This is a genomic window from Paenibacillus melissococcoides (genome assembly GCA_944800085.1).
GTDB lineage: Bacteria > Bacillota > Bacilli > Paenibacillales > Paenibacillaceae > Paenibacillus_B > Paenibacillus_B melissococcoides.
The window spans coordinates 170,001-187,808 of record CALYLO010000013.1 but is presented as its reverse complement, the minus strand read 5'-3'; the positions used below and the strand labels follow the sequence as shown (position 1 = coordinate 187,808).

Annotated in this window: 13 protein-coding genes, 2 rRNA genes and 1 pseudogene (1 of these 16 cut by a window edge); 6 read left to right on the top strand and 10 right to left on the bottom strand. The window is 52.6% G+C overall.

The annotated features are described in order from the left end of the window. The first annotated feature begins 1 nt into the window (after position 1). From OCY70_RS31005 to OCY70_RS30985, 5 genes and pseudogenes are all read left to right on the top strand, one after another. Positions 2-688 carry a hypothetical protein gene (locus OCY70_RS31005; protein WP_213431380.1) on the top strand — a complete coding sequence of 229 codons (687 nt, stop codon included), beginning with the start codon at positions 2-4 and terminating at the stop codon, positions 686-688. Continuing rightward, positions 685-1,005 carry a hypothetical protein gene (locus OCY70_RS31000; protein ID WP_213431381.1) on the top strand — a complete coding sequence of 107 codons (321 nt, stop codon included), beginning with the start codon at positions 685-687 and terminating at the stop codon, positions 1,003-1,005. The genes OCY70_RS31005 and OCY70_RS31000 overlap by 4 nt, the downstream gene beginning before the upstream one ends. After that, positions 995-2,287, top strand: coding sequence for a phage tail protein (locus OCY70_RS30995; RefSeq protein WP_213431382.1), 1,293 nt, complete (start codon positions 995-997; stop codon positions 2,285-2,287). The genes OCY70_RS31000 and OCY70_RS30995 overlap by 11 nt, the downstream gene beginning before the upstream one ends. Before the next feature lie 11 nt (positions 2,288-2,298). Continuing rightward, positions 2,299-2,643 carry a hypothetical protein gene (locus OCY70_RS30990; protein ID WP_213431383.1) on the top strand — a complete coding sequence of 115 codons (345 nt, stop codon included), beginning with the start codon at positions 2,299-2,301 and terminating at the stop codon, positions 2,641-2,643. 210 nt (positions 2,644-2,853) lie between these two features. Next, positions 2,854-3,015, top strand: a pseudogene (locus OCY70_RS30985) (DUF1573 domain-containing protein); the annotation flags it as partial. Between the two features lie 118 nt (positions 3,016-3,133). Here OCY70_RS30985 and pssA read toward each other — a convergent pair. The 7 genes from pssA to OCY70_RS30950 form a co-directional block, all read right to left on the bottom strand. Beyond that, positions 3,134-3,862 carry a CDP-diacylglycerol--serine O-phosphatidyltransferase gene (gene pssA / locus OCY70_RS30980; protein WP_197253706.1) on the bottom strand — a complete coding sequence of 243 codons (729 nt, stop codon included), beginning with the start codon at positions 3,860-3,862 and terminating at the stop codon, positions 3,134-3,136. 54 nt (positions 3,863-3,916) lie between these two features. Beyond that, on the bottom strand, positions 3,917-4,990 hold the full coding sequence (disA, locus tag OCY70_RS30975) for a DNA integrity scanning diadenylate cyclase DisA (RefSeq protein ID WP_213431079.1): 1,074 nt from the start codon (positions 4,988-4,990) through the stop codon (positions 3,917-3,919). Between the two features lie 16 nt (positions 4,991-5,006). After that, positions 5,007-6,374 (bottom strand): DNA repair protein RadA, encoded by a 1,368-nt coding sequence (gene radA / locus OCY70_RS30970; protein ID WP_213431080.1) that lies wholly within the window; start codon positions 6,372-6,374, stop codon positions 5,007-5,009. Positions 6,375-6,618: 244 nt separating this feature from the next. After that, the gene (gene clpC, locus OCY70_RS30965) at positions 6,619-9,057 is read right to left on the bottom strand and encodes an ATP-dependent protease ATP-binding subunit ClpC (protein ID WP_213431081.1); all 2,439 of its coding nucleotides are present in this window, start codon (positions 9,055-9,057) and stop codon (positions 6,619-6,621) included. A gap of 2 nt (positions 9,058-9,059) precedes the next feature. Continuing rightward, the gene (locus tag OCY70_RS30960; RefSeq protein ID WP_213431082.1) at positions 9,060-10,145 is read right to left on the bottom strand and encodes a protein arginine kinase; all 1,086 of its coding nucleotides are present in this window, start codon (positions 10,143-10,145) and stop codon (positions 9,060-9,062) included. Between the two features lie 60 nt (positions 10,146-10,205). Next, positions 10,206-10,769, bottom strand: a complete 564-nt coding sequence (locus OCY70_RS30955) for a UvrB/UvrC motif-containing protein (protein WP_213431083.1) — start codon at positions 10,767-10,769, stop codon at positions 10,206-10,208. 101 nt (positions 10,770-10,870) lie between these two features. Next, entirely contained in the window at positions 10,871-11,335 is a 465-nt protein-coding gene (locus OCY70_RS30950; RefSeq protein ID WP_213431084.1) for a CtsR family transcriptional regulator, read from the bottom strand. A 407-nt stretch (positions 11,336-11,742) separates the two neighbouring features. Here OCY70_RS30950 and OCY70_RS30945 point away from each other — a divergent pair, with 407 nt between their 5' ends. Next, positions 11,743-12,987 (top strand): IS110 family transposase, encoded by a 1,245-nt coding sequence (locus OCY70_RS30945; RefSeq protein ID WP_261944499.1) that lies wholly within the window; start codon positions 11,743-11,745, stop codon positions 12,985-12,987. A gap of 796 nt (positions 12,988-13,783) precedes the next feature. Here the strand turns inward: OCY70_RS30945 and OCY70_RS30940 are convergent. From OCY70_RS30940 to OCY70_RS30930, 3 genes are all read right to left on the bottom strand, one after another. Continuing rightward, the gene (locus tag OCY70_RS30940) at positions 13,784-15,028 is read right to left on the bottom strand and encodes an IS110 family transposase (protein ID WP_261944707.1); all 1,245 of its coding nucleotides are present in this window, start codon (positions 15,026-15,028) and stop codon (positions 13,784-13,786) included. Between the two features lie 1,487 nt (positions 15,029-16,515). Further along, positions 16,516-16,632: ribosomal RNA gene (gene rrf, locus OCY70_RS30935) — 5S ribosomal RNA — on the bottom strand. A gap of 61 nt (positions 16,633-16,693) precedes the next feature. Next, positions 16,694-17,808, bottom strand: a 23S ribosomal RNA gene (locus OCY70_RS30930); it runs 1,812 nt beyond the window's last position.

The following is a 17,808-nucleotide window of genomic DNA, read 5'->3' as shown; positions in this document are numbered from 1 at the left end:
CATGTTTCAAAAATTCAGTGATTACATGTTTTATCTCCTATATGGCCCATTAAAAAAAATTGCCAAGAAGGATAATCAGTTCTATATCTTTCTCAAGGTAATTGGCAAATTGTTTGACCAGACGAAGGAAGACATCTTCCGCGTCCGCGAGGAATCGATGATCATCTCTGCAAGCGAGACGATGCTACTCGAACACGGTCGGGATCGGGACATGCCACGATTAAAGGGCGAAGACGTTGAGGCGTATCGTTTACGGTTGATGATGAAGAACCTTATAGCGGAACAAGCCGGAACCAAGGAAGGCATACTTACCGCGCTTCGGGCGCTTGGATATGAGCATTCATATATCGAGCCCTATTATATCCATGACCCGGAGCGTTGGGCCGAATTTATTGTCTACCTGGGCAGCTCGGCACCGAGCGGAATTAATGACATCGCCGTCATTGATGCAGAAGTGATGAAGGTAAAGCCAGCTCGTTCAAAGCCTAGTTACGGCATCGAAGAAGGGGCCGGATCGACTGTAGTGATACAATCTACCTTCAGCTTCGGCTCTGTAGGGCTGCCGCTCTGTAATACCATCAAATGCGGGACGTGGCCGACAGGGGTTGGTTACTTGATCCATACTCCTCCCTGCAACACAATCAAATGTGGCACATGGCCACCTGCTAACGAGGTGACGACGTCGTGAAGACTTTTACAGAAATCGGACTTCAAAAGCAATTACAAAGATTCGCCGATTCTCTCTCTCATGCAGCATATCAAAACTCAGGCGAGACGAAACGGATTGACTTCATGAAGCTTACTGCCGAGGGAGATACAGTTCGAGTGTACATCTATTTCGATGACAGTGTCGCGGGTCAAATTGGAAACGTTGAATTGATAGACCATGACGGCGATATTGTTGCCCGGGCTGAAAGAGAATTCATCAAGCCAGCGAGTAAGGGCTTGTATGTAGCATTCAAATATAGATTGATTGAAATGGAGGTCGAGGGGCTTGGCATATAACCGCACCGAATGGCGTGACCATATCGTTGCACCGACTGGCGAAGTCATCCAGGAAGGCACGCCGATATCAGCCCGAAACCTAAATAACATTGAGGAAGGGATATACCAGCTCAGCCAGCGGATTGATGATGTGAAGGTTCCGGCTGCTTCCCTGACCCAGGCGGGCATCACCCAGCTATCAAATGCAACGGACAGCACCGACGAGACGAAGGCAGCCACGCCGAAGGCCGTAAACGAGGCGATGCAAGCAGCTGTCAATGCACAAGGAGCCATCGAAGCTCATACTGAGGATCAAGTCCGGCATATTACGGCTGCCGAGCGGACGGCTTGGAATGCAAAGGAAACGACTGAAGGGGCACAGGCAAAAGCAAACCAAGCTGAATCGAACGCCAAAAGCGCAAGTCTGCCGCGCTCGGGTGGCACTATCACGGGCGGGCTCACTGTTAACGGTGCACTGACCGTCCAATCGCGCAATATCATAACGGAGCTCGATTCGGTAAAGCAATCTGTCGTTGATGGGAAAGGGAAAGTCGCGGGGGTCATCAACGACAAAGGTGGCGGGCCAGTCTCCGCGAATAGTACGTTTGACCAATTGGCTGCTGCAATTAGTGGTATTCCACAAGCGAAGGGCAACCTCGCCCTAACAAGCACGTTCTTTGACATGCTGGGAAACTATGTTGGGAAAGGCATGTTTATCAACAAGGATAATAATTTTGTACTAGTCAAAGAAACAACATCAGGTTCCCCGGTAAAATACCAATCGGAGCTACATGAGGTGTCGCCAAACGGAACTGTTGTGAGGGCAGTACATCTGGGCGCTCCACGGGAGTTTGCGGCGAGTAGTTTGGTGGTAGGCGATAATGTTGTACTTATCGTGTTGAGTGGCTCTTCAAAAACATATGAACTGTATGACCATGCGGGAAAACTCATATCAAAAAACAATGTGGATTCTTCTGCTCCCGACTACGAAGTAATCGCAGTCACTCGTGACGGCTCTAACACGTTCATTGTTGATAGAGGTTATAGAGATAGAGACCCTGTAAGAATTTTAAACCATGCAGCAGTACCTTATTTCACAATGCCTTCCGGAAGTGTCAGCGCCGAGGAAGCTGTTTTTTTAAGCAAGACAAAACTGTATGTAGCACGACAAAGTTATTCGCCGATAGCTCGCAAGCATACTATTATTACGAGAAACAACCTGTCCTTTAGTTACGAAATGACAGACAAAAGCACATCAGACTCAGGCGTTATTCAATTTCTTGGAGCACACGCATATCGATAAGGAGGATTAACATGATTGGATTAAAATTAACAAATGTTATAGGGCCGAGAGGCGGTAACTATGATTACAAGGGTTTGGACACGAACAAGTTTGTCCCGGGCACACTGGTATATCCTTCAGAATCATATGACTTTTATGTCATAACAGAGCAGTCAAGGGAAGAAATCCCGGAACACGAGGACATCCATCTTATTACGGAAGAAGAGTACGAGGCAGCTTATGAAGCAGAACGCAATAGACCACGTGAGCCCGGCCCGATTGAAAAGCTACAGGCGGAGAACGAAGAGCTTCGGAGGCAGCTTGACGCGTTGCAGTTGGCTGTGATGGGTATGATGGACGAAGGGGGTAATGCATAATGAAGAGCCTATTTTTCGCATTTCTTATGGACTGCTGGCGAAAAGGTTTTGCTGATGAAGATAAGCTTCAGTCGTATGTTCCTAAGTACATTTCGGCTGAAGAATGTCAAGAAATCATTGAGACGAAAGGGTGAGAACCTCACTTCTATAACGGCGCAATTTTGCCAAATATCTTGATAAACATTGCCAAAAAAAATGCGCCGCTACAACGGCCATTTATGCGAAAATTGCAAAGATATCGTGAAGCATGAACTGGGTAAGCATCTGTTCTACATGTCGGCTCTGTGCAACCTCCTCGATATCAGTCTTGACGATGTGGTGAAGCAGGAATCCAGCCGTTGCGATACGCTCGGTATCTTTAACTTGTCTTGAAGAAGCAGCTGCATGCGCGGCTGCTTTTTTGTGTCCGGGCACGCAAAAAAGCCCTCTCCGCCGATGGAGAGGGCTTCTTCGGTATAAACTCATGAACGATAGCAAATGCAGGATGCCGTTACGAATGCTTCGAGCGGACCCATTCTTCCGAATCTCGCTGTTTGCCTCGACGCCGGTTCAGCATCCTAACGTTTTTTTTTAAGCCGAGCAGAGCGTACAGAACCAGCGGCACGAAAATGAGCTTCGGCGTCTGCTCCGGCTTCCAGAGCGCGATGCCGACGGCTGCCGCGATGACGAAAGGCGTCAGCCAGAGCGCTTTTTTGGAAATGCCGACCTTTTTGAAATTCGGGTATTTCACGGTGCTAACCATTAAGTACGATAATAAAAGCATGGCGATGATGAGATACGGTGCCGGAATACTTTCATGGAACAGCGCCAGGGTGCAGGCTACGCCGCCTGCGGCCGGAATCGGCAAGCCGATGAAGTAGCCCGGAATGCCTGCCTTCACGTTGAAGCGGGCCAGCCGGAGCGCCCCGCAAATCGGGAAGATGGCGGTCACTACCCAGCCCAACGCCGGGTTCATATCGCTGAAAGCGACAACGTACATAATAAATGCCGGCGCCACACCGAAGGAAATGACATCGGACAAGGAATCGAGCTCTTTGCCGAATTCGCTTTGCGCGTTCAAGGCCCGGGCCACGCGGCCGTCGAGACCGTCCAGCAGCATTGCGATGATAATCATGAGAGCAGCCAAATCATAATTATTATGAAACGCAAGCATGATGGAAATGATTCCGAGGAACAGGTTACCGACGGTAAACAAGCTCGGAATGGACTTTGTAATCATAGGTTCACCTCTAATTTTACTATGCCCAACGTTCATCTTTTCATTGTAGGAAAATCAAATTTGCCTGTCAATGAATACCTGCTCCTGAATGCGCTTAAGCCCTTCCTTGATGGCGCGTGCGCGCACTTCGCCAATTCCGTCCACGTCATCCAGTTCTTCGATCGTAGCCATCATGACGTGAGGCAAGTATTGGAACGTATCCACCAGGTTCTGGATGATGACGTTCGGCAAGCGAGGAATCTTGCTCAGCACGCGGTAACCGCGCGGCGATACGGATTCATCCTGAATTGCGCTTGTCGTCGGGTAACCAAGCAGCCGAATCAGATGATGGGCGTCCAGCAGCTCGTCGGCGGTGCTCTTCTTGAGTTGAACGAGAATTTCGCGGATTTTGTCATCCCCGTTGTCGCGGGCATAATCCTTGAGCAGCAGCCACGCATCCTCCTCCGTGTTGCTGACCAGCTCTTCCAACTGCATGCTGATGAGACGGCCTTCCGTTCCCAGTTCGTTGATGTATCGCTTTATCTCCATTTTAATACGTAATACCATCTCGATCCGTTGCAACACATTGACGACATCGTACAGCGTCACTTGCTCCTCGAATTCGGAAGCGGTCAGGTTCGTCATTCCCTGGATGAGCACTGCTCTATATTTCTCCAAGGTCTGGATCGCCTGATTCGCCTTCGTCAGGATGACGCCAATCTCCTTCAGCGCATACCGGAGGCTGCCTTGGTACAGGGTAATGATATTGCGGCGCTGGGAGATCGATACGACCAGCTTGCCCGTCTGCTTCGCGACCCGCTCCGCTGTGCGGTGGCGAATCCCCGTCTCTATCGACGGGATGGAGGAATCCGGGATCAGCTGCGTGTTCGCATACAGGATGCGCTTCACGTCTTCGCTCAAAATGATCGCGCCGTCCATCTTGGCCAACTCATACAAGTAGCTCGGAGAGAAATCGCTGTTGATGGAAAAGCCGCCATCGACGACCTCCATCACTTCCGGGCTGTAGCCGACGACGATAAGCGCGCCTGTCTTCGCCCGAAGCACGTTCTCCAGTCCATCGCGGAACGGCGTGCCCGGCGCCACCATGCGCAACAGATCGTTCATAATATCCTGCTGACTGTCCTTCATTCTCTATCTAAGCCCCCTAACCTAACGCCGCGGTCAATGCTTCCGCTACCGTATTTACGCCCACTATCTCAATATGTCCAGAAGGGGTCCATCCCCGCAGGCTCTTCTCTGGCAAAATAATTCGCTTGAAGCCGAGCTTCTCGGCTTCCTTCACGCGCTGTTCCGCACGGGACACCGCGCGCACTTCTCCTGTCAGTCCCACCTCGCCGAAGACCACGTCATAGGCCTGGGTCGGCATATCGCGGAAGCTCGACGCCAGGGCGACCGCAATCGCGAGATCGACCGCCGGCTCATCCAGCTTCAGCCCGCCGGCCACATTCACATACGCGTCCTGGTTCTGAAGGAACATGCCCATGCGCTTCTCCAGTACGGCAATGATAAGCGACAGACGCTGATGATCGATTCCCGTCGACATTCTCCGCGGCGAAGGGAAGTTCGTCGCCGACACGAGCGCCTGCATCTCGACAAGCACCGGCCGCGTTCCCTCCAGGCTGGCGACAACCGTCGATCCGGAGACGCCCAGCGGGCGTTCCTGAAGGAACATCTCCGACGGATTCTTCACTTCCGTCAACCCGCCCTCCGTCATCTCGAAGATGCCGATCTCGTTCGTGGAACCGAAGCGGTTCTTCACGGCCCGCAGGATGCGGTACGAGTGATGGCGCTCGCCTTCGAAATAGAGCACGCAGTCCACCATATGCTCCAGCATCCGGGGGCCGGCAATGGCTCCTTCCTTCGTCACATGGCCGACGAGCACGGTCGCGATGCCCCTTCCCTTCGCAATGCGCATGCACACGCTTGTGCATTCGCGAACTTGGGCCACGCTGCCGGGCGCCGATTCGACCGACGGCTGATATACCGTCTGAATCGAGTCGATGACGAGAAAGTCCGGGCTCATGGCCTCGATCGCCTCTTCAATATACTGCAAATTCGTCTCGCTCAGGACGAACAAGCGCTCGGATAGCACCCCGAGCCGGTCGGCGCGCAGCTTCGTCTGGCGCGTCGATTCCTCCCCGGACACATACAGCACCTTCAGGCCGCTTGCTGCCAGCGCGTTGGACGCCTGCAGCAGCAGCGTCGATTTGCCGATGCCCGGGTCGCCGCCCACGAGGATGAGCGAGCCCGGCACCACGCCGCCGCCGAGCACGCGGTTCAATTCATCGATCGTCGTGGACAGGCGCGCTTCCTGTTTACTTTCTATTTGTATGATCGATTGCGGTTTTTCTTTCGTTTGAATGAGGGAAGTGTGGACGCCCGCCGTCTTGACGACCGTCTCCCGCTCCTCCACCATTGTGTTCCACTCGCCGCAGCCCGGGCATTTGCCCATCCACTTCGGGGATTCATATCCGCAATCCGTACAGAAAAACTTGGTTTTTACTTTGGCCATAGCAGCCGACACTCCTACTGACTCATCATTGTATAGGTTGCCACATCTATATTAGGTTTATCGGCATAGCTCGATACAAAGATAAAGCGTGCAATTTTTTGACTGGCTTTTGCCGAGGATTGTACATTATCTTTAAGTTTACCATTTTTAAGTAGGGGGTGAAAGGACTTTCGCATTTCATTAAAAAAACGCATCCCCTCCCTGAGGAGGAGATGCGCTCGGATGGATGCATCCTCACAAAATGTCAGGCCTTGGCCGGCGTATTGCGCAGCACGACCAGGTTGCCGTCCTGTTCGTCGATCGTGACGGAATCGCCCTTCTCGATATCGCCCTTCAGCAATTCCTCGGACAGGCGATCTTCGATATGCTTCTGAATCGCCCGGCGAAGCGGACGCGCTCCGTAGGCCGGATCGTAGCCTTCCTTGGCGAGGAACGCCTTGGCCGCATCGGTCAATTCGAAATCGACATCCTGCTCCTTCAGCCGCTTGCGAAGCTCCTCGGCCATCAGCGTTACGATCTCGGCGATATGCTTCTCTTCCAGCGAGTGGAAGACGATAATCTCGTCGATCCGGTTCAGGAATTCCGGACGGAAGCTCTTCTTCAATTCCGCCATCACTTTGTCTTTCATATTGTTGTAGTCGCGCTCATTGTTGTCGGGGGAGGTGAAGCCGAGCGTCGTATTGCGCTTAATCGCCTCTGCTCCGACATTCGACGTCAGAATGATGAGCGTGTTGCGGAAGTCGACGACCCGTCCTTTGGAGTCGGTCAGGCGTCCATCCTCCAGCACCTGCAGCAGGATGTTGAATACTTCCGGATGCGCCTTCTCGATCTCATCGAGAAGCACGACGGAGTATGGCTTGCGGCGCACCTTCTCGGTCAACTGGCCGCCTTCCTCATAGCCGACATATCCCGGAGGCGCTCCGACCAGACGCGCGGTGGAATGCTTCTCCATGTACTCGGACATGTCGATGCGGATGACCGCATTCTCGTCGCCGAAGAGCGACTCCGCCAGCGCGCGGGCCAATTCCGTCTTCCCGACCCCGGTCGGACCGAGGAAGATGAACGAGCCCATCGGGCGCTTCGGATCCTTCAAGCCTGCGCGTGCCCGGCGAATCGCCCGGCTGACCGCCTTGACTGCTTCGTCCTGGCCAATGACGCGCTCATGCAGAACCTCTTCCATATTGAGGAGACGCTGCGTCTCTTCTTCCTTCAGCTTGACGACCGGCACGCCGGTCCAGCTGGAGACGATCTGGGCGATATCTTCCGGCGTTACCTCAGAATCCATGCGGCCCTGCTTCTCCTTCCACTGGTTCCGCACCGAATCCAGCTCCTCGCGCATCTTCTGCTCCGTATCGCGGAGCGCTGCGGCCTTCTCGAATTCTTGGCTCTGCACGGAAGCGTCCTTCTCCTTGCGGATGTCTTCCAGACGAGCTTCCAGCTCCTTCAGATTTGGCGGTACCGTGTAGGAGTTCAAGCGTACTTTGGACCCGGCCTCGTCAATCAGGTCGATGGCTTTATCCGGCAGGAAGCGATCCGTAATATAGCGGTCGGACAGCTTCACGGCCTGCTCAATCGCTTCATCGCTAATTTTGACGCGGTGATGGGCTTCGTAACGATCCCGCAGCCCTTTCAAAATCAGAATCGTCTCTTCAATCGTTGGCTGATCGACCGTTATCGGTTGGAAGCGGCGCTCCAGCGCGGCGTCCTTCTCGATATATTTGCGGTACTCATCCAAGGTCGTCGCCCCGATGCATTGGAGCTCGCCCCGGGCCAGCGCCGGTTTCAAAATGTTGGACGCATCGATGGCGCCTTCCGCTCCGCCCGCGCCGATCAGCGTGTGCAGTTCGTCGATGAACAGGATGATATTGCCCGCCTGGCGGATCTCATCCATAATTTTTTTCAACCGATCCTCGAATTCGCCCCGGTACTTCGTGCCGGCCACGACAGAGCCCATATCGAGCGTCATGACGCGCTTGTCGCGCAGCGTCTCCGGAATCTCGTTGTTGATAATCTTCTGCGCGAGCCCTTCCGCTACGGCAGTCTTCCCGACCCCCGGCTCCCCGATGAGGACCGGATTGTTCTTCGTGCGGCGGCTCAGCACCTGGATAACGCGCTCAATCTCCTTGCTGCGGCCGATGACCGGGTCGAGATTGCCTTCCTTGGCGGCAGCCGTCAGGTCGCGCGCCAGTCCGTCCAGCGTCGGCGTGCTCACATTTTGGGATTGCCCATGATGGCTGGATACCGCTTCGCTGCTGCCCAGCAGCTGCAGCACTTGCTGGCGCGCCTTGTTCAGGCTGATGCCGAGGTTATTCAGCACGCGGGCGGCTACGCCCTCGCCTTCCCGAATCAGGCCAAGCAAAATATGTTCCGTGCCCACATACGTATGGCCAAGCTTGCGGGCTTCGTCCATAGACAGCTCAATCACTTTTTTGGCACGCGGGGTGTAAGCGATATTGGTCGGCTGCTCCTGCCCGCGGCCAATCAGGGATTCGACTTCGTCCTGAATCTTCTCCAGGCCGAGGCCGAGCGCCACGAGCGCCTTGGCGGCAATGCCTTCGCCTTCCCGAATCAGGCCAAGCAAAATATGCTCGGTTCCGATATTGTTATGTCCGAGACGGACGGCTTCTTCCTGAGCCAATGCCAATACTTTCTGGGCACGTTCCGTAAATCTTCCGAACATCATACTCAAGCACCTCCATTGGTCGTTTTCGATTTGCTTAATTTGTCGCGTATCAATCTAGCCCGATACATGTCGCGCTCTTCCGTAGACAATGATTTCTTGTATATATGCTGAAGGAAGCCTGGCTGTGTCATCACGAGCAGTTCATTGAAGTCGGAAGGATTGAGATGGTTCAAAATATTGAGATCCGAACCAAGCCGGATGTCCGACAGCCGTTGGGCCGCTTCCTTGGAATCCATAATCGCCGCATGCTTCAATATTCCGTAGGATCGGCAGATGCGATCCGTCAGGCGCATGCGATTGTTCTCCAGCAGTTGGTCGCGGGCCGCCTTCTCATGCTCGATAATTTGCTTCACGACGCTGTACAGGCTGTCGATAATCTCGGCCTCCGATTGGCCAAGCGTAATCTGGTTCGACACCTGGAACAGATTGCCTATCGCTTCGCTGCCTTCGCCGTAGATGCCGCGCACCGCCAGTCCCACCTGGGTGACGGCCTGCAAAATGCGGTTAATCTGCTGCGTCATGACGAGGGCCGGCAGATGCATCATGACGGAGGCCCGAATCCCCGTGCCCACATTGGTCGGGCAGCTGGTCAAGAATCCCCGCTTCTCATCGAACGCGTAGTCGACATGCGCCTCGAACACATCGTCGATGCGGCTGGCCTGCTCCCACGCTTCCCGAATCTGCAGTCCCGGGTACAGGCATTGAATGCGCAAATGATCTTCCTCGTTCAGCATAATGCTGATCGATTCATCCTCGCTCAGAATGACCGCCCCGTTGCGCGATTCATTCACGAGGGCAGGCGAGATCAAATGCTTCTCGACCAGCACCTGCTTCTCCAGATCGCTTAGTTCCGCCAGGTTCCATCGATGGAAAGTCGTATGGAAGCCTGACATCTCCGGCTGCTCGATGACCGCGGCCAGCTGGTTCAGCACTTCAACCGATTGCTGGTTCGTCGCAAGCAGCGGGAACGGCACGCCGCACAGGTTGCGCGCTACGCGGATGCGGCTGCTGATGACGATCTCGGAGTCCGGTCCCGTTCCGCGCATCCAGTCACTTATCGCATGCTCCATGAATTGGCGTTGGGCCATTTTCGTCATCTCCTTTCACCTTGCCGATCATTCATCGTTGTCATTCTATCGTACAGGGGTTTAGCCATGCAGGGCAGACGAGTCAGGGCCCCCTTCGTTCCCTTCCTTCTCCAACTGCCGAATACGGTCGCGCAGCTGCGCCGCCCGTTCGAATTCTTCCTGCGCAATGCTCTTCTGAAGCTCAAGCTTGAGCTCATCCAGTTCGCGCTTGCGTTGAATGCGCCCGCCGCCGCGCTTCGGAATTTTGCCGGTATGAACCGTATTGCCATGCACTCGCTTCAGCAGCGGATCAAGCCGGTTGCCGAAGAAGGAATAGCATTCGTCACACCCGAACCGGCCCAGCTTCCCGAACTGGGAGTAGGTCAGCCCGCATTTCTCGCAGCGCATCGCTTGAGGCTTCTGCGCCCCGTAGTCGCCGCTTCCCTTGGCCGCCCCGCCGGACAAATCGAAATCGAGCAGTCCTGACAGCAAATTGTGGATGGAGAAGCCGTTAGCCGTGCCCGGTATCCATTCGCCTTTCTCACGGGCACACGATTCACAGATGTGGAATTCCGTCTTCTGCCCGTTAATGATTTTCGTAAAGTGCAGAGTAGCCGGCTTCTGACCGCATTGTTGACACATCATGGCCATTCTCCTCCTTATCCTGGTGGATTCACTTATAGTAAAAGGGATCCGCAGTCGGATTGGCTCCTGCTTCCCCCGGGTTAAAATAAAGGCGGCATACATTATGGCTTGCTTAACAGCCCGAGCAGCATCGCCCGGAGGAGACGGGCGCGGATCTCGTCCCGGTAGGGCAGCTTCACCGCCAGATTGTCGCGTGATACCGCTGCACGCAGCAGTATCGCTTCCCGCCGGGAAATGACGTTCGCTTCTTCCAGTTGATAAATGAGCCCTTCCGCTGCCTCTTGCCCGATCCGATTCCCGATCGATTCGCATAGATGGGTATGAATCGCCCGCTGATCCGGAAGCTCAATCCGCTGGATGCGGATATAGCCGCCGCCGCCGCGCTTGCTCTCCACAACGTAACCCTTCTCCAGAGTGAAGCGAGTGCTGATCACATAGTTAATCTGGGAAGGAACACAGGAGAACTGCTCTGCGAGATCGTTCCGCTGAATCTCCACGGCGCCTTCCGGGCTGTCGATCAGCATGATTTTCAAATGCTGCTCAATCAAATCGGAAATATTGCGCATCTTCTGCCCTCCTCGTATAGTATTTCCTGAAGGCAGTTTTGAGTCTTTTTCCAGTCCTTTATAGAAACATAGAATGCCTTCAAAATTTCCAGCTTGCACATTGAAAATTAATATGGGGACTGGACTTTCCGGAATGTCTCTGGACAATGGAACTTAGGGTTCCATTCGGGGAAATTCGTCTCCCTCCTGTAGTCCAATCTACTTTTTAAGTCTGTTTCTCCGGTACTCGCTTGCACTTCTTACCCGCTGGCTGTTCCCTTCGGCAACTCATGCCCGACTGTAGCAGCGTCGGGGCAGCTCGTGAACCGAAGCGTGTTCTCATATGCGAGGGTGATTGATCGGCGAGTGCGCCGGAGACAGTCCGGAGAGTCCGTTCCCTGAATCCCTTATAGAAAGGAGGAATTCTCTTGAAGCTTTTTGTCGGTATTGACGTCAGTTCCGAAGAACTGGAAGCCTGTTTGATGAAATCGGATGGCGACACCCTGGAGACCTTCAAGACCACCAACAATCTGCACGGCGCTTCTTACTTGCGGGATCGCATCATTTCTGCTGCGGTCAAGACAGCCTGCTCTGAGGTTCATATCGGGCTTGAAGCCACATCCGTCTACAGTTGGCATCCAGCCATGTACTTGCATGAGGATGAGGCCCTTCAACAATTGAATGCCAAGGTGTTCACCATTAATCCGAAGCTGATTAACAAATTCAAAGACGCTTATGCCGACCTGGACAAAACCGATCGCATCGATGCCTGGATCATTGCAGACCGCCTGCGTTTTGGCAGACTCACGACGACTATCGTGATGCAGGAACAGTACATCGCCTTGCAGCGGCTCACTCGCATGCGATTCCATCTCGTACACAACCTTACCCGCGAGAAGCAATACTTTTTGCAAAATCTGTTCTACAAGTGCAATGCTTTTCGCGCGGAGGTGGACAGTTCCGTGTTCGGCCATGCCATCATGGAAATGCTCTCGGAAAAGTATAGTCTGGATGAGATGGCGAATATGGATGTCGCCCGTTTGGCTGACTATCTCAAGGACAAGGGGAGAAATCGTTTCCCCGATCCCGAACACGTCGCCCGCTGTATTCAAAAGGCGGCTCGGGCCTCGTACCGTCTCTCGAAGGTTGTCGAGGATTCCATTGATTTGGTGCTGGGCACCTCAATTCAGTCGATCCGGAGCATCCAGAGTCAGCTTAAAGAGCTCGACAAGGCGATTGAGCGCATTTTAGACGGCATTTCCAGCAGCCAGTGCCTCCGTTCCATTCCGGGCATTGATCGGGTCTATGCCGCAGGCATCCTGGCCGAGATCGGCGACATCGACCGCTTCACGGATCAAGCCGCCTTGGCCAAGTATGCGGGTCTGACGTGGCGCAAGCACCAATCCGGCTCCTTCGAGGCGGAAGATACAAAGCGCATTCGTTCCGGCAACCGATTCCTTCGCTACTACCTTGTTGAAGCTGCCAACTCGGTAAAAAACCGCGACCCGGAATTCGGGGAGTACTACCGGAAGAAATTCAATGAAGTCCCTAAGCATCAACACAAACGTGCCCTCGTCTTAACGGCAAGAAAACTTGTGCGTCTGGTCGATGTGCTGCTACGCAACGACCAACTCTATACGCCCAGAAGGAAGGTGAAGCCGACAGAGCAATAATGCCTTGGCTCATGAATTTTCTTCTCTAATTCCCAGTTAAATTATGGTATTTTACTTAATTTTCGACTGGGTCTAGTTTGGTGATGCCTTTTTTGGGATTGATCCTGCTGCACGCCAAGGAAATTTTCCAATTCTCATCAATCAGGGACTTGACATCATACCGCTGGACTTTGCGTCCATTTCTCTCTATATTAGCTTTAACCATTTTTGACTGTAACTTATTCGGTGATGACAAAAACAATGGGTTTTTGTCAAATTAAGTCTGACTTTGACTTTCTTTGACCTTGACCTTATGATAGCACTTTTTTCTTGGGTTTTCAAGCGGATTTTCCATACGCCAGCTCCTTATTTAGTCTACCAAAAGTTGACCTAGAATAAACTTGAACTTCAAAAAGAAATAAGGGGATATGGCTGATGTAGGATAGATGCGCCCGCTGCATCGAGCAGGGCGATGATCTGAGGAGTGGGCATAGGCCAATGTCTTCTATGCACGCTTTTCTAATCGAGAAAGCTCGCTCACTGTGAGTGATCCGGATTATTCAGAGTGACTCATGCTGAAGAATGCTGAAGATGATGCATGTGCAGCTCACTGTGGCAAGCGAAGGTCAGACAATCAGATTAGCATAAGTCCAGCGGTATGATGTCAAGTCCCTGATTTATGAGAATTGGAAAATTTCCTTGGCGTGCAGCAGGATCAATCCCAAAAAAGGCATCACCAAACTAGACCCAGTCGAAAATTAAGTAAAATACCATAATTTAACTGGGAATTAGAGAAGAAAATTCTTGAGCCAAGGCATTATTGCTCTGTCGGCTTCACCTTCCTTCTGGGCGTATAGAGTTGGTCGTTGCGTAGCAGCACATCGACCAGACGCACAAGTTTTCTTGCCGTTAAGACGAGGGCACGTTTGTGTTGATGCTTAGGGACTTCATTGAATTTCTTCCGGTAATACTCCCCGAATTCCGGGTCGCGGTTTTTTACCGAGTTGGCAGCTTCAACTAGGTAATAGCGAAGGAATCGGTTGCCGGAACGAATGCGCTTTGTATCTTCCGCCTCGAAGGAGCCGGATTGGTGCTTGCGCCACGTCAGACCCGCATACTTGGCCAAGGCGGCTTGATCCGTGAAGCGGTCGATGTCGCCGATCTCGGCCAGGATGCCTGCGGCATAGACCCGATCAATGCCCGGAATGGAACGGAGGCACTGGCTGCTGGAAATGCCGTCTAAAATGCGCTCAATCGCCTTGTCGAGCTCTTTAAGCTGACGCTGGATGCTCCGGATCGACTGAATTGAGGTGCCCAGCACCAAATCAATGGAATCCTCGACAACCTTCGAGAGGCGGTACGAGGCCCGAGCCGCCTTTTGAATACAGCGGGCGACGTGTTCGGGATCGGGGAAACGATTTCTCCCCTTGTCCTTTAGATAGTCAGCCAAATGGGCGACATCCATATTCCCCATCTCATCCAGGCTATACTTTTCCGAGAGCATTTCCATGATGGCATGGCCGAACACGGAACTGTCCACTTCCGCGCGAAAAGCATTGCACTTATAGAACAGATTTTGCAAAAAGTATTGCTTCTCGCGGGTGAGGTTGTGTACGAGATGGAATCGCATGCGAGTGAGCCGCTGCAAGGCGATGTACTGTTCCTGCATCACGATAGTCGTCGTGAGTCTGCCAAAACGCAGGCGGTCTGCAATGATCCAGGCATCGATGCGATCGGTTTTGTCCAGGTCGGCATAAGCGTCTTTGAATTTGTTAATCAGCTTCGGATTAATGGTGAACACCTTGGCATTCAATTGTTGAAGGGCCTCATCCTCATGCAAGTACATGGCTGGATGCCAGCTGTAGACGGATGTGGCTTCAAGCCCGATATGAACCTCAGAGCAGGCTGTCTTGACCGCAGCAGAAATGATGCGATCCCGCAAGTAAGAGGCGCCGTGCAGATTGTTGGTGGTCTTGAAGGTCTCCAGGGTGTCGCCATCCGATTTCATCAAACAGGCTTCCAGTTCTTCGGAACTGACGTCAATACCGACAAAAAGCTTCAAGAGAATTCCTCCTTTCTATAAGGGATTCAGGGAACGGACTCTCCGGACTGTCTCCGGCGGACTCGCCGATCAATCACCCTCGCATATGAGAACACGCTTCGGTTCATGAGCTGCCCCGACGCTGCTACAGTCGGGCATGAGTTGCCGAAGGGAACAGCCAGCGGGTAAGAAGTGCAAGCGAGTACCGGAGAAACAGACTTAAAAAGTAGATTGGACTACAGGAGTGAAACGAATTTCCCCGAATGGAACCCTAAGTTCCATTGTCCGGAGACATTCCGGAAAGTCCAGTCCCCATATTAATTTTCAATGTGCAAGCTGGAAATTTTGAAGGCATTCTATGTTCCTATAAAGGACTGGAAAAAGACTCAAAACTGCCTTTAGGAAATACTATACGAGGAGTTAGGACAATGAGATTAGGAAGAACTTTCTGCCCTCTTGTGGGAAATGTGGAAAAGGTGAGGTATGCCGAGTCAGATCTTTAATCGCATCAAAGATTTGTTTTTTAAATGGGGGCTCTCCTTGTCTGGATTTAATGGAGTAAAATGCAGTCCTCCGAAATGAGCATTCCCCATGAGCTGATCATTCAAGGCGTTGCCGGCTGGGGGAATCCTCTGTCGAAAGTTACCTGCTGGTTCGATATCTCATTTTTCGCCCATCTGTGGATATCCATTATTCGAACGGAGCATTTCAGGTGGAAATTGTGCATGAAAATGTGGATGATGAGGATAACATGCAGCATTTTGCAGTTCAAAAAGATATTCACAGGTGGATAACATTTTTTATATTTGCGATCGGGGTATAGATAGCGCCCTTTTCTCCGTCGGGTCTGACATGTGAACAAATTAATCTAAGTTGCTCACAACGCCGGAAGTTTAGTTTCTCCATCAATACTGGTCTCGAAAAGGAAGCCTGCTTGCTTAAACATCGCCTGCGCTGGCACTATATTCCTAAGCCTGATTTCGTATGCTTGCACCACCAGTACAGTTTAGTCGTGTATTGTATTTATGGTCCTCGCGAAGATAGACGCACCGCACCATACAGGGTTGTACGGTTAGTAAAGTGGTAAATCAGTCTTCCGGAGACGGCTTGCGTGACCAGTTGAAACTAATACACTCGGGAAGCCTTGGACATGCGTAAGGCTTATGCGTACACCTCTAGAAATTCTGCAAAGCTGCAGTATTCCCCGACAGACGTAGATTCGCAGCAAGAAATCCTGTAAAAACGCAGGAATTGGCTATGCACGGCTTCTCCAAAAAGAGACTCCTGCAAAAAGGCAGCAATTTCCGCCGGTTTGCTTGGACTTCCTTCAAAAGAGAGTGGAAAGATGCAGTTTTGCAGGAATTCCGGCGTTTATCGACTCAGATGGCAAAAAATACTGTATGTATGCAGCAATTCATCCTCCACCGTCTGGTTCCCTGCGCTTCCACCCGGGGGAAATGACTTCAGAAAAAGAAAAAACCACCGACAGAAGTCAGTGGTCTTTGCCTGCTTGGCAGCGTCCTACTCTCCCAGGACCCTGCGGTCCAAGTACCATCGGCGCTGGAGGGCTTAACGGCCGTGTTCGGGATGGGAACGCGTGGAACCCCTCCGCTATCGCCACCAAACAGATAAGGTTTGTACCTTAAAAACTGAATGCGAAAGTAAAAATCATCAAATCATCTTAGTTAGGATAAGCCCTCGACCGATTAGTATTGGTCAGCTCCATGCATTGCTGCACTTCCACCTCCAACCTATCTACCTCGTCGTCTTCAAGGGGTCTTACCAATGCGGGAAATCTCATCTTGAGGGGGGCTTCACGCTTAGATGCTTTCAGCGCTTATCCCTTCCGTACTTGGCTACCCAGCTATGCCTCTGGCGAGACAACTGGTACACCAGCGGTACGTCCATCCCGGTCCTCTCGTACTAAGGACAGCTCCTCTCAAATTTCCTACGCCCGCGACAGATAGGGACCGAACTGTCTCACGACGTTCTGAACCCAGCTCGCGTACCGCTTTAATGGGCGAACAGCCCAACCCTTGGGACCTACTTCAGCCCCAGGATGCGATGAGCCGACATCGAGGTGCCAAACCTCCCCGTCGATGTGGACTCTTGGGGGAGATAAGCCTGTTATCCCCAGGGTAGCTTTTATCCGTTGAGCGATGGCCCTTCCATGCGGTACCACCGGATCACTAAGCCCGACTTTCGTCCCTGCTCGACTTGTAGGTCTCGCAGTCAAGCTCCCTTCTGCCTTTGCACTCTTCGAATGATTTCCAACCATTCTGAGGGAACCTTGGGGCGCCTCCGTTACTCTTTAGGAGGCGACCGCCCCAGTCAAACTGCCCGCCTGACACTGTCCCCGAACCGGCTTCACGGTCCCAGGTTAGAACTCCGATACGATCAGGGTGGTATCCCAACGGCGCCTCCACCGAAGCTGGCGCTCCGGCTTCCCAGGCTCCCACCTATCCTGTACAGACCGTACCAAAGTCCAATATCAAGCTGCAGTAAAGCTCCATGGGGTCTTTCCGTCTTGTCGCGGGTAACCTGCATCTTCACAGGTATTAAAATTTCACCGGATCTCTCGTTGAGACAGCGCCCAAGTCGTTACGCCATTCGTGCGGGTCAGAATTTACCTGACAAGGAATTTCGCTACCTTAGGACCGTTATAGTTACGGCCGCCGTTTACTGGGGCTTCGGTTCATAGCTTCGCCTTCCGGCTAACCACTCCCCTTAACCTTCCAGCACCGGGCAGGCGTCAGCCCGTATACTTCGCCTTACGGCTTCGCACAGACCTGTGTTTTTGC

Excerpts from the sequence above, each read along its gene's own strand:
- OCY70_RS30960 (WP_213431082.1), bottom strand. The coding sequence starts at position 10,145 with ATGGCCCAACGCCAATTCATGGAGCATGCGATAAGTGACTGGATGCGC.
- OCY70_RS30950 (WP_213431084.1), bottom strand. The coding sequence starts at position 11,335 with ATGCGCAATATTTCCGATTTGATTGAGCAGCATTTGAAAATCATGCTG.
- OCY70_RS30955 (WP_213431083.1), bottom strand. The coding sequence starts at position 10,769 with ATGATGTGTCAACAATGCGGTCAGAAGCCGGCTACTCTGCACTTTACG.
- clpC (WP_213431081.1), bottom strand. The coding sequence starts at position 9,057 with ATGATGTTCGGAAGATTTACGGAACGTGCCCAGAAAGTATTGGCATTG.
- OCY70_RS31005 (WP_213431380.1), top strand. The coding sequence starts at position 2 with ATGTTTCAAAAATTCAGTGATTACATGTTTTATCTCCTATATGGCCCA.
- disA (WP_213431079.1), bottom strand. The coding sequence starts at position 4,990 with ATGAAGGACAGTCAGCAGGATATTATGAACGATCTGTTGCGCATGGTG.
- radA (WP_213431080.1), bottom strand. The coding sequence starts at position 6,374 with ATGGCCAAAGTAAAAACCAAGTTTTTCTGTACGGATTGCGGATATGAA.
- pssA (WP_197253706.1), bottom strand. The coding sequence starts at position 3,862 with ATGATTACAAAGTCCATTCCGAGCTTGTTTACCGTCGGTAACCTGTTC.
- OCY70_RS30990 (WP_213431383.1), top strand. The coding sequence starts at position 2,299 with ATGATTGGATTAAAATTAACAAATGTTATAGGGCCGAGAGGCGGTAAC.